General features: G+C 33.7%; 9 protein-coding genes and 2 pseudogenes. 8 read left to right on the top strand and 3 right to left on the bottom strand.

Annotated elements, in window-relative coordinates:
* On the bottom strand, window positions 1-430 hold a 430-nt coding region (locus ACYIAL_RS05030; protein WP_483751127.1), incomplete at its 3' end, for an IS5 family transposase.
* A 470-nt stretch (window positions 431-900) separates the two neighbouring features.
* Here ACYIAL_RS05030 and ACYIAL_RS05035 point away from each other — a divergent pair.
* The 8 genes and pseudogenes from ACYIAL_RS05035 to ACYIAL_RS05070 all read left to right on the top strand — a co-directional run bounded on the left by ACYIAL_RS05035 (window position 901) and on the right by ACYIAL_RS05070 (window position 10,745).
* Complete coding sequence (locus ACYIAL_RS05035) at window positions 901-1,155, top strand: hypothetical protein (RefSeq protein ID WP_483751128.1); 255 nt, start codon at window positions 901-903, stop codon at window positions 1,153-1,155.
* A 451-nt stretch (window positions 1,156-1,606) separates the two neighbouring features.
* Window positions 1,607-2,259 (top strand): annotated as a pseudogene (deoD, locus tag ACYIAL_RS05040) (purine-nucleoside phosphorylase).
* Between the two features lie 70 nt (window positions 2,260-2,329).
* Window positions 2,330-2,491, top strand: a pseudogene (locus ACYIAL_RS05045) (MFS transporter TsgA); the annotation flags it as partial.
* Between the two features lie 323 nt (window positions 2,492-2,814).
* Entirely contained in the window at window positions 2,815-4,932 is a 2,118-nt protein-coding gene (locus tag ACYIAL_RS05050; RefSeq protein ID WP_483751129.1) for a TonB-dependent receptor, read from the top strand.
* 667 nt (window positions 4,933-5,599) lie between these two features.
* On the top strand, window positions 5,600-7,237 hold the full coding sequence (gene pyrG, locus ACYIAL_RS05055; RefSeq protein ID WP_483751130.1) for a glutamine hydrolyzing CTP synthase: 1,638 nt from the start codon (window positions 5,600-5,602) through the stop codon (window positions 7,235-7,237).
* Window positions 7,238-7,284: 47 nt separating this feature from the next.
* Window positions 7,285-8,586, top strand: a complete 1,302-nt coding sequence (gene eno, locus ACYIAL_RS05060) for a phosphopyruvate hydratase (protein WP_065637674.1) — start codon at window positions 7,285-7,287, stop codon at window positions 8,584-8,586.
* Window positions 8,587-8,814: 228 nt separating this feature from the next.
* Window positions 8,815-9,756: a VirK/YbjX family protein gene (locus ACYIAL_RS05065; RefSeq protein ID WP_174797114.1), complete on the top strand. Its 942-nt coding sequence runs from the start codon at window positions 8,815-8,817 to the stop codon at window positions 9,754-9,756.
* Window positions 9,757-9,836: 80 nt separating this feature from the next.
* Complete coding sequence (locus tag ACYIAL_RS05070; RefSeq protein WP_174797113.1) at window positions 9,837-10,745, top strand: LysO family transporter; 909 nt, start codon at window positions 9,837-9,839, stop codon at window positions 10,743-10,745.
* Window positions 10,746-11,504: 759 nt separating this feature from the next.
* Here the strand turns inward: ACYIAL_RS05070 and ACYIAL_RS05075 are convergent.
* Window positions 11,505-12,599, bottom strand: a complete 1,095-nt coding sequence (locus ACYIAL_RS05075; protein ID WP_483751131.1) for a hypothetical protein — start codon at window positions 12,597-12,599, stop codon at window positions 11,505-11,507.
* A gap of 324 nt (window positions 12,600-12,923) precedes the next feature.
* The gene (locus ACYIAL_RS05080) at window positions 12,924-13,463 is read right to left on the bottom strand and encodes a methylated-DNA--[protein]-cysteine S-methyltransferase (RefSeq protein WP_174797111.1); all 540 of its coding nucleotides are present in this window, start codon (window positions 13,461-13,463) and stop codon (window positions 12,924-12,926) included.
* Between the last annotated feature and the right edge of the window lie 137 nt (window positions 13,464-13,600).

Raw genomic sequence — 13,600 nt, forward strand, 5'->3', positions numbered from 1 at the left:
GTTGTCCTTCAGAAAGCTCAAAACAAATAGGCAAACCACCACTATCAACCGCAAGATGAATTTTAGTTGAATGACCACCACAGCTCTGACCTATTTGCTCGGAATGCTCCGTTGCAGCGCCTGTACTATGTTGATGAGCCCTGATAATCGAGCCATCTAGGAACACCCATTCAAAATCCGCTAGTTGTGATAAATGTTTGAAAATATCAACTAATATTCCTTTTTTAGACCACAAATTAAATCGCCTATAGATGGTGCTCCATCCACCAAACTCTTCTGGCAAATCTCGCCAAGGAATACCGGTTCTCATTCGGAAAAGGCTCCCTTCAAACGTCATCCGATGCTCGGATTTATTATAAACTCGGCCGGTATTTTTCATTATTTGTAGTAGCTTTTCCCACCGTTTATCTGTTAGCATTGTTCTTGGCATGATGAATCGCGTTATGATTGTTTTTTGCAGAATTATTATAACTCACATCATGCCGTCTAAAAAATAACCACTAGAGATCAACACGCCCTATTAAAAATAGTAGAAAAAAATAATATAAGGAAAAATAGTAAAATGGAGTTTTATTGGTTAATTAAGATTTTTTTGATAGGCTTTGCTATATTTTCTTGGGTTAGTTATAGCTCAAAAAGACATACAAATAAGCAAAATTTAAAGGAAGTCATTAATGATCGCATATCAATAAGAAAATTAACCGAAAACGAATTTGATCTTTTAAAACCTTATCTGAATAATAAACGGTTAGTATTTCCGTGTAAATATTAATCATTATTAATTGATTTAGAGGTATCAAAGATAGCAGGAAACAGTGTCCGTCATAGTTTATATACGAATACTGAAGAAACCTCTTTTTATTATGAGATTGATGGGATTGAACTCTTTTCCCTTATAACATGTACCTCCATATTTCAGATTTTAACGTTGCAGAAGTCGTTTTTACCGAGAAATATGCATTTGTGGTTAAAATCAATGATTATGATCTAAAAATTGCCGCTCCATTCGTATCACCAATTTTTGTTAGTCTTGCTGTTGTTATGATTATGGCTTTAGTCTCGATTTTAAATGGCGTTGCAATTTGTTACAAATTGTTGGCTAATCATCGACGCAAGAATAAAATTTTAGGTATATATAAAAATCGAATAATATAATGACTATTTGTAACTTATTTACAGCAAAACGAAGGCTTTATCGAAGAATGATAACTAAACCATTTGTATAGGATTGATTTAGGCTATGTTATTTGATAAAGCCGTAAGAATTTCGGTTTTATATGCTATTTATTGCTTTTAGTGCATAAGCAATTAGGTTATAGAAACAAATTCACATCCAAAAACAGTCAGAAAGATTATTGATTTTATTTTATTTTTTTTATTTACTAAAAACACACCAATTTGTTTAAGGTAACTGTAGCTATATTATCACCAAAGTAAAAACGTCCAAAAATCACCACACCTAGTTTAATTCATCCAACGATTTAGCCATCAAACAATTTTATAAAAATGTGGCATAGAACATGAGCTTCGGATTTATGTGTCATAGTAAAAAGAGAAAAATCATTACTATAATTATGGTCAATTCTTCAATTGCTTAGGAAATATTATGACAGCATATATTAATGCAAAGAAAAATGATTTTGCACAAACCGTTATTATGCCAGGTGATCCTTTGCGAACAAATTTATTTCCGAAACTTATTTAACAGATGCAAAGCAAATTTGTAATGTACGTAACATGTTAGGTTATACTGGAATATATAACGGTATTCCAGTTTCAGTCATGGGGCACGGAATGGGGATTCCGTCAATTACGCTTTATGAGCATCAATTAATCAATGACTTTAATGTAAAGCGTATTATTCGTATCGGTGGTTTAGGTGCAACACAGCACAGCGTAAAAATGCGTGATGTTATTTTAGCGGTTGCTGCTGGTACTGATTCAATGACTAATCAAAAAAGAGCAAATGGTTATAACATTGCTACTCCTGCTAGTTTTTCTTTATTACACAATGATTATGAAACTACCAAAATTATGAATATTCCTGTTAAAGATGGCAATGTCTTTAATGATGAGCTTAATTATGATCCTGATGAATCGTTAATTAGCAATTTAGAAAGATCAGGTGTTTTAGGCATCGATATAGAGGTGGCTGGTTTATATGGTATTGCTCAACAATTCAATATTGAGTCTTTAGCCATTTTAACTGTTTCTAACCACTGCCTAACTGGTAAAGAAACCTCTGCTGAAGAGAGATAACTAACATTTAACATACAGGTTGCCATAAAATCATAAAATATCATGCTAAATCATTTTTCAGGATAATATTATGAAAAATAAGCTATCACTCACATTAATTAGCTTTCTGGCTAATTTTATTATAGCTGGTTTTACCAGCCAATTTGGTATGTTAATAAAACCGATTGCACAATGTTTTAATGCTGATGTCAATAAAGTTGCATTTATCTTTTCTTTACTTAATGGTGGTGCTACTGATTAAGGCGGGGCAATCTGACTTCTTTAGCTTGTTATGCATGGTCAGACGACTGACCACAAAACGTGTAGCCAACTTGGTGAGAGTATTTTTTCTTTATGATTTAGGGTTATTTCTCTTGCCAGTGATAAAGTATTAGTTTTTTTATCCCTATCTATTACTGTTGTTGCTTAATTTACTGTAAATGCTGCGAGTTTTTCGCGCAATATGGTCAAAAAATATAATATAGGTTGATTATGTAAATGATAATCATTATCATTATGTTGTTATTTTTGTTTTAATTAATAAAGTAAAATAATAAACGATAGGGTGAACAAATAATGAAATTAGTGAATCAATTAGCTATATTAGGGGTATTGAGCACAACATCGGCTATTGTTGGTGCACAAGAAAAATTTAATGAGGATACTAATATCGAGACGATGAAAGTTTTTGCTAACATTAAGGATAATAATGATCAGCGGATAAAAAAATCATCAACAGCAACAAAAATGCCTTTTGATATAAAAGATATTCCTCAAACGATTAATTCTGTTAACCTTGAGCAACAAAAAATTTACGGGCAAAATGATCTCAATGTGATAGTCAATAAATTGCCAGGCGTTGATACAACTTATGACATGCGAGATGAGGGTATAAAACTCCGTGGTTTTTCAGCAAGTTCTGGTGATATTTATCGTGATGGTGCCCGTGCAAGTGGGCAAGTTAGACAAAGTACCGCAAACATAGAGCGGATTGAAGTGTTAAAAGGCCCTGCATCTGTGCTTTATGGACGTGGATCGGGTGGTGGAATCATTAATATGATTAGTAAACAAGCTAATTTTGATTCGCCTTCGATTTTAAGCTTACGTAGCGGTTCGTGGGATAAGTATGGTGGTATGGTGGATATCAATCAGGTTTTACATGATAAACTTGCGATGCGAATGACTGTTGATCATCAATTAGATAGAAGTTTTCGTAAAGGCATTAAACAAAGGGATACAATGGTCTCACCAAGTATACTTTATGATAATTTAGATGGATTTAATTGGTTAGTTCAATATACTCATGATAATTTGTGGCGTAAGCCTGATAGAGCACCGGCTTATTATGATTTACCTAAAGGCGTATCGATTAAAACGGCCTATGCTCATCCTGATGATTATGTGAAAGATAATTATCGTTCATTACGTTCTGTAATGGGATATGAATTCAACCATGACTGGTCTATCAAATTAACCAATCAATACCGTCAAGCGTCTCAAAATTTTGATCATATTTATGCAGGTAATTATTGTCATTTAAATGGCAAACTGAATAATGGTAAAGATTGTCATCATCAAGGTAAATTACAATTTCGCCGAGCTTGGCAAGAAACTGCTAATAAGACATATAGTAACACAGCTGATTTAATGGGTAAATTTAATACTGCAAGTATTGTTCATGATATGCTTATTGGTATTGAATATAACATTGAAAAGCGCCAACCAAGATTAGCCTTAACTAGCGTTTATCCAGAAGTGGTTGATCCGTTTTATCCGCATTGGCATTCCAAAAAGCCTCATTATAGTAAATTGAATACTAAAACTAATCATAAAGCCACATCAAAAGGATTTTATTGGCAAGACTTAATTAGTTTTACAGCACAATGGAAATTATTAGCAGGATTACGTTACGATAATTATAATTTTGCATCAAATGACAAATTAAAACATCAAAACCGTTCATATGATGGGCACTCGTTAAGTCCTCGAGTTGGTTTAATTTGGCAACCTGTGGAATCGCAGAGCTTTTATGCTTCTTATAGTAAAAATTTTGCACCTTATGGAGGACGAGGCCTTATTACAATTTCGACTGACTCAAAAACAGTTTATGATGATAAACCGCAATATTCGCGTCAATATGAAGTTGGAATTAAAAGTGATTGGCTAGATGATAAGCTTTCCTCTCAAATCGCCCTTTATGATCTTGAACTATACAATGTTCGTTACCAGCCGGATGCAGTTAATGATCCTTATAATTGGCAGGTAAAAGGGAGTGATCGTAGCCAAGGCATTGAGTTAAGCGCTATTGGTCAGCTGGCATCAAAATGGTACATTAATAGTGGTATTGGTTATCAACAAGCCAAAGTCCATAAAGATAAAAAAACGCCGGCCAATCAGGACAAATATTTACCTAATACAGCTAAGCATAGTGGTTATTTAAGCGTTCGTTATTTACCTTACGATAATTGGTTTACTGAAGTGGAACTTAATTATAAAGGATCGATGTATAACGATGATAAGAACCAAATTAAACGCCCAGGTTATACTGTATGGAATGCTGCGGTTGGTTATCAATCTCGCTATTTTGATGTAACTTTAGCATTTACTAATTTACTAGGTAAAGAGTATTGGCGTTCAAGTAGTATGCCGGGTACACCTAGAGCCTTTTTGTTGACCGCTAGTTATAAACTGTAAGGTGATATAAAGACAAATGCTGAATGAATTAAGGGTAAGTCATGATTGGCAAGCTAATCTAGCTTATTTATTCAGCATTTTGTTAATAAATTCAGGTGTTTTAATCTTAAAAAATAAGTTTATAGAGTTTTTTTATATTAGTTGAGAGACTGAGAATTTAATATCGAATGTTGACGATGATAATCAAGCAGTTAAATTGCTATGTAAGAGATTTGAGTGAATTCAACATCGTATTTGATGCTAATTTTATTTTTGCTGCTTTTAATGCTGTTTTAGTAATAAAACTTATTTAATTATTTAATATTAAAGCAATCGGTCTTTTAAGATGACATAAAATACAAAAAAAGCAAAGGCAGATGTAGAATTTAACTCAAAAGTTTAACAAGTTGTCACCGATATAATAAGTAAGATTGATTAAAAAGAATAAGTCGATTTAGATGGATATAACAAAATTCTACGTGCCTTATTAAAAAGTCACGTTTTAAAAAATAAGAATAAATTTGGTGACATTCTTTTAAAAGAATTAGTTAAAGCTAATTATTCAATTGTGAGACAAGGCAGATTCTGCTATACTACATTCCCGTCTGATTCTTGTATGTTGTATTGGTTTTTATGCTTGAAAATCGGTGCAATATTGTTCTAATAAATTAATAATGGTCTGGTATTAATGGTCACGAATTATATTTTTGTTACAGGCGGTGTCGTTTCTTCTCTTGGTAAAGGCATTGCCGCAGCATCTCTTGCTGCAATTTTAGAAGCCCGCAATTTAAAAGTCACCATGCTCAAGCTTGATCCCTACATTAATGTCGATCCGGGCACAATGAGTCCTATTCAACATGGTGAAGTGTTTGTGACTGAAGATGGTGCTGAAACCGATCTTGATTTGGGTCATTATGAACGTTTCATTCGCACAAAAATGACGCGAAAAAATAATTTCACTACAGGTCGCATCTATTCTGATGTGTTACGCAAAGAACGCCGTGGCGATTATTTAGGGGCAACGGTTCAAGTTATTCCTCATATCACTAATGCAATTAAATCACGCGTGATTGATGGGGCAAAAGGTTTTGATGTTGCCATTGTTGAAATTGGTGGTACAGTAGGTGATATTGAATCTCTTCCATTTTTAGAAGCGATCCGTCAATTAGCCGTGGATGTGGGTCGTGAGCACACGTTATTTATGCATTTAACGCTAGTACCTTATTTAGCGTCTGCTGGTGAAGTGAAAACAAAACCAACACAGCATTCAGTAAAAGAGTTACTGTCAATTGGTATTCAACCTGATGTCTTAATCTGCCGTTCTGATCGCATTATTCCTGCTCATGAACGTGCCAAAATTGCGCTATTTTGTAATGTGTCTGAGCGTGCAGTTATTTCGCTTAAAGATGTCGATTCTATTTACAAAATACCTGCGTTATTAAAATCGCAAAACTTAGATACCTTCGTTTGCAAACGATTTAATCTTGAATGTAAAGAAGCCGATTTATCGCAATGGGAACAAGTGATTTATGAAGAAGCCAACCCAGTGGGTGAAGTAACCATTGGTATGGTGGGTAAATATATTGCTTTACCCGATGCTTATAAATCGGTGAATGAAGCGTTAAAACACGGGGGATTAAAAAATCGTTTAACAGTGCACATTCGTTATATTGATTCAGAAGATCTTGAATCGCGTGGCACAGAATTACTTCAAGGCTTAGATGCGATCTTAATTCCAGGTGGATTTGGTTATCGTGGTGTTGAAGGTAAAATTATGGCAGCTCGCTATGCGCGCGAAAACAAAATCCCATATTTAGGTATTTGCCTTGGCTTACAAGTAGCTATGATTGAATATGCGCGTAATGTTGCAGGTATTAAAGATGCTAACTCAACCGAATTTGTTAAAGACTGTGCCAGCCCAATCATTGCTTTAATCACAGAATGGAGTGATGAATCCGGCAATGTGGTACAACGTAATGAAAATAGTGATTTAGGTGGCACAATGCGTTTAGGTTCGCAAGTTTGCCATTTAGAACCAAATTCATTAGTATACGGTATGTATAAAAATGAATCGATTACTGAGCGTCATCGGCATCGTTACGAAGTAAACAACAATTTATTACCTGAAGTGGTTAAAGCTGGGTTAAAAGTGACAGGTCTTTCAACGGATAGAAAGCTGGTCGAAATTATCGAAATTCCAGATCACCCATGGTTTGTTGCGTGTCAGTTCCATCCGGAATTCACATCAACACCGCGTGATGGGCACCCACTATTTAGTAGTTTTATTAAAGCTGCCAAAGATTATCAAGAGCAGCAACAAAAATAGTTTTGAATTAACATTTGTAATATATCTGTCATATAGAGGAAAATAACATGGCAAAAATCGTTAAAGTACATGGTCGTGAAGTCATCGACTCTCGTGGTAATCCAACTGTTGAAGCCGAAGTTCATTTAGAAGGTGGTTTTGTTGGCCTTGCAATCGTTCCATCAGGGGCATCAACGGGTTCACGTGAAGCGTTAGAACTTCGTGATGGTGACAAATCTCGCTTTTTAGGTAAAGGCGTATTAAAAGCGGTAGAAAACGTAAATGGACCAATCGCTAAAGCTGTTGTTGGTAAAGATGCATTAGATCAAGCTGCTATCGACCAAATCATGCTTGACTTAGATGGCACTGATTTCAAATCTAACTTAGGTGCAAACTCAATTCTTGCTGTATCTTTAGCAACCGCTAAAGCAGCAGCTGCTGCTAAAGGTGTTCCACTTTATCAACATATTGCAGATCTTAACGGTACTCCAGGTCAATACTCAATGCCATTACCAATGATGAACATCATCAACGGTGGTGAACATGCGGATAACAACATCGACTTACAAGAATTTATGATTCAACCAGTTGGTGCTAAAACAGTACGCGAAGCAATTCGCATGGGTTCTGAAGTATTCCACAACTTAGCTAAAGTATTACATGCTAAAGGTATGAATACAGCAGTGGGTGATGAAGGTGGTTTTGCGCCTAACTTAGGTTCAAATGCTGAGGCATTAGCTTGCATTAAAGAAGCTGTTGAAAAAGCAGGTTATGTATTAGGTAAAGATATTACTTTAGCGATGGACTGTGCCGCTTCTGAGTTCTATAACAAAGAAACAGGTAAATATGTATTAAAAGGTGAAGGAAATAAAGAATTCACTGCGCAAGAATTTACTCATTATTTAGAAGGTTTAACAGAACAATATCCAATCGTATCAATCGAAGATGGTTTAGATGAAAGCGATTGGGAAGGTTGGGCATACCAAACTAAAGCATTAGGTCACAAAATTCAATTAGTGGGCGACGATCTATTTGTAACCAATACAAAAATCTTCAAACAAGGTATTGAAAAAGGTATTGCTAACTCTATTTTAATTAAAGTAAACCAAATCGGTACATTAACTGAATCTATCGCTGCAGTTAAAATGGCAAAAGATGCTGGTTATACTGCTGTTATTTCTCACCGTAGTGGTGAAACCGAAGATTCAACAATCGCTGATTTAGCAGTTGGTTTAGCTGCTGGTCAAATCAAAACTGGTTCAATGAGCCGTTCTGATCGTGTTGCTAAATATAACCAATTAATCCGTATTGAAGAAGCATTAGGTTCAAAAGCACCATTCAATGGTTTAAAAGAAGTTAAAGGTCAATAATTAGTTTTTTATAGACTAAATTATCACTTAAAAAAACGGTGACTAGTTCACCGTTTTTTATTTTCATATAATTTAAACCTACTTTATGTAGGAATAGTTGCACCGACTAAAGTTGTGTTGTACTCTTATTGTTTGATTTTTTTATGACTTATTAATAACTAATGCGTATTGATTAATTTAGTCACCCTATAATTGTTAAAATAACTAACTCGATTTAAAGTTCTACTTATGAATAATATTACGAATATGTCTCAGCCAAAAAGCAAATGGCAACTCTTTAACTGGCTCTATACCGGTAAATTACCGCTAAACGAATTATGGCTTAACCCGACCTATCGTTATAAGTTTTTTTTAAGGACATTGTTCTTAAGCCCAATTACTTTAAAATGGCTTGATAAATTAAGACAGTATCCACTACTGGGCTATTATTTTTCATGCCAAACTAATTTACCCTGTAAATTACAACGACCTTATTTGGCATCTTGCTTAAGCCAAAAAGCACGCTATGACGCTTTAGCCTATCATTATGACTTTTTAGCAAAACAACCCGATAGCGTAACTAAAGCCTTTTATAATCCAGTTTCGCCTTTTGTCTTGGCGAATGTTATTGCTAAAAATGAAACGAATATCCAAATTGCCGTTCAAGCTCGTAACAAATTTGCCAGAGAAGGTGAGGTAAGTCTTTATTTTTATGATAGTGATGGGATTGATTTAACCACATTAACGTTTTCAATTGTTGAATATCAAGGCAAACCAACACTCTTTATTGCTGGATTACAAGGCACAGGACACGATGACGCACGTACTCGTGTACAAAAAGCAACTAAAGCCTGCTATGGGCTATTTCCTAAACGTGTTGCAGTTGAAGCCGCATTAACCGTTGCGCGTTACTATCAATTAACGCAAATTGTCGCTGTTGGTAACAAAACTCATATCTATAACAATTGGCGCTATAACAGCCGTCAAGAACGCATTTTGTCTGATTATGACGATTTTTGGTTTACCCTTGATGGAAAACAAGATACTAATGGTTTATTTATACTACCAAATCAAATTAATCGAAAATCAATTGAAGAAATTGCCAGTAAAAAACGCTCAGAATATCGTAATCGTTATGCGTTATTGGATCAGCTTCAACTTAATATTGAGCAAACTTTAGCATCATTATAATGATAAGTGGTAATATATTAAAACATATAATTGACCCCATAATTTAACAATAAAAGCAAGGAATAGTTAAGGAATAAAATATGTATTTTGGTATTCTTATTGCGCTAGTACCGTTGGGTTTAGGCTATTTAATTAAAATTAAAAACAACTGCTGGATGTCCAAAATTAATCTAACTTTGAGTTGGATGATTTACCTTATTTTGTTCATTATGGGAGCTGAACTGGCACATTTAGATAATTTAGCCACTAATTTGCAAGTTATTTTATATTATGCAATTGTTCTTTTTATTTGCACGTTTGGCGGGAATTTTGTTGTTTTAATGATGCTGGATTTTTTTTCTACCTCCAAAAATGATAATGTAAATCAAATTTATACGTCACATTTTAAGATGATCCTTGAATCATTACGTGTGTGTATTGCATTAATTGTTGGGTTTATTTGTGGGTTATTGCCATTATTTATTTGGCAATATGCTGAAAATGTTACTCAAATTGTACTGGTTTTTTTATTATTTTTAGTCGGAATTCAATTACGCAGTAATAATATTTCTATTAAACAAATTTTACTCAATAAAGTTGGGATGACCACATCCATATTGGTTGTGATGAGCGTTTTATTGGGCGGGATTGTTGCCTCGTTTATTTTAAACTTGCCTGTTCGCGTTGGTCTTGCCATGTCATCTGGCTTTGGATGGTATTCATTATCGGGTATTTTAATGACAGAAGCGCATGGACCTGTTATTGGTAGTGCTACGTTTTTAAATGATATATTACGAGAATTGTGTGCGATTATTTTAATTCCTACATTGATTAAGCGTTATCAATTAACAACATTAGGACTATGTGGTGCAACATCAATGGATTTTACGCTACCGATGCTACAAAAAGGTGGGGGGATAGCCATTGTGCCGGCAGCTATTGCTCAAGGCTTTTTATTGACACTGATTATGCCGATAATTATCACGTTATTTAATTATGGTGGTTTCTAGCTTAATGTACAGAAAAACATCGGGTTGTTTACACTTTATAATTAAAATAATCTTCTAAAAAACTCATAAGGCGATTGGTTGTAAATCGCTCAAGCTTTTGTTTTTATCTTTTAAATTGTTACTATTTGCTGATTATGTTCTTTCTCTATTAAAGTACGAATCACGCTTTCGGATCACCCATTCATTTGTGGGCGGCTGGTTTAGTGAAATTTTAGTTCATACAATGGTGTGCACACATTTTAATAAATGAAAGTCGGCGAAGTCTTAATTAATTACCAAACGGTATAGAATCCTGAATATTTTTTACAAAATATAATCTAAATTGGGTAAATGCTCATATTGAGCACTCACCTCACAAAAAATTATGCTGTTTGTTTCGTGTTTTATATACAATGGTAGTCATGCTATTTAGCCTCATGAGATCATTTAGTATTATATCTGGTTGGACGGCTAACTATAAAACATTTAGTCAAATCAGTGACGGTTATTTTTCATTATGAATGGGCACCATATCTCTTGTCTGGGATACGGCGTTATGTATATTCATTACAGTGCCATTTCTTGAATTATTGTAAATAACGAGAGTAATTCCTATAACGGTTAAACCGAATAAAGCGATTTCTAGTAAAAGGCTTTATGAGTTTTTAGAGGATTATTTTAATCATGAAATGTAAATAACCTGCTGTTTTCTTACACTTAACTAACTATATTATTATACTAAATAACGATTATATAAGACTATCGCTAGCTAAAACCGCATCATAATTCTTCATCATCTACAACGCCATCAATGAATTTACCTTTGTACCATACCATATTTTTATACAATATATTATCTTCACCAATCACATGCGGGTTTTCTCGAATAATATTATTTCGGTTTAACAAACAAGCGTTATATTCATTGTCATTACATTTTCTGTATTCTTGAGTATCCATGTTTTTAAACTGACAACTATTTTTTATATTGATATATTTGTATTTTTGGTAATGATAAATGCTTTGTATTGTAGTCAAGACTCTTTGCTGTTTTTCATTATAATCATAACAATTTTTTTGACCTGTGGCCGATTTGTCTTTTGGGTTAAAATAGATATCGCTCCCCCACAAGTTTGTGGCAATAAATTTTCCTTTGTCATTGATATAGTAGTCATAATTTGCTCCTATTCTGGCACTTGAAGCATATTTCTTAATGGCTAAATCAAGTTTTCCGTCAAAATTGATATCTTCTAGATAAATACTGTTAAATTGGTTGTAGCTATAATTCAAATTCTGTATTTTTTGCAATAATTGGTGGTTACTTTTGGCATAAACATTAATACCAACCAGTTTAACTTTTTCTTTTTTCTGTTTTGATAATACCGCAGTAAAGTAGAGTTTATCTAATGAATCTGCCTGTAATAATTCAAGGCGATCAAATTCATCATCAGCTTCATCACTTATTTCAAATTGTTTTTGCAATTTTACTGGGTATTGTTGATTTTTTTTACCATCAAACCAATAACCAATTAATGTCTGATTAAATAGTGTTTGCCCACTATGATTAAATTTGAAATAACTAATTGAGTTTTTCATTTTTGGGCGATTATCATTGTTATCAAAATAAATATCTTTATCATCATAAAGTTTTAAACTGGTTTGCTGGCTAACTTCATCGCATGAGTCCATTAGCAGACAATCATAGGATAAAACATGTTGTATTTGTTTGTGATCATCTTTATCGACCCAAAAAGCTTTTACTGTGCTCAAATATAACGTTATTTCTTTATCCTCAATATGACCTTTGTAAGCGTAAGTAAAACTCAGTACAGGAAAGGAGAGTATTAGAAGCAAAGCAAATAGTATTGTTTTCATTGTTTTAAATTTCTTATTTGAATGTGATGTTGTAACTTATTTTATATAGATTGAAAAGGGGTAAAAAACTTAAGCCTAGCATATTAATTGTAATATTCTAGTATAAAAACAAGCAATTGTTAATGCACAATAATTCATTGTTTATAGATAATGATTAAAGCTTTATCTGGAAAATAGCCCAATCCTACCTCCTAATAGTTGCTTTACCCAAGATTAGAATCAATAAACAAAAAAATTTAAAAAATATTTAAACCTAAAATTTCTGTTTGTCTTTTATAGCTTGTTTAGCATTAATGCATAGCTGTGTATCAAGCCTTTTGCATTCTAAAGTGCTGTTCCTTTGGTTGGAATCATAAATTGAGACGTATCTATACCTTCAAGTTTGAGCAAGGCAATCTTTTTATCTATTCCACCCGCATAACCAGTTAAATTACCCTTTGTGCCAATAACACGGTGGCAAGGAATAATGATTGATATGGGATTATGTCCAACCGCACCGCCTACAGCTTGACTAGACATGCTGGCTTTGTTTGTTTTAAGCGCGATCTGTTTCGCGATATCGCCATAAGTTGTGACCTTGCCATATGGAATCTCACATAAAATTTCCCATACTAGGTGTCGAAAAGGTGTGCCATTTGGTGCAAGTTCGAGTTGAGATAGATCCGGTTTCTTTCCTAAAAAATAATCATCAAGCCATTTTTTTGTTGAGTTAAAAATGGGTAAATTAGGTTTTTCTTCGGTTTGTGTGTTGAGTATATGACCAAAATATTTTTCTCCTTCAATCCAAGCTCCGACTAACTTATTTTGCTGGCTGGCTAGGGTAATTAATCCTATTTGAGACGAATAATTGCATAAATAAAACATGTTGACCTTTTAGTTATGTTTAATAAAAATGATGTCAAATTATGCTTGTTTAGGGTGATAAATACTACAAATTTATTGATTAATATTATCCTTAAATGGCAAATGGCAAATGGCTCATTAGCGAGCCATATATTTCA

It is taken from the genome of Gilliamella sp. X-57 (assembly GCF_057063565.1).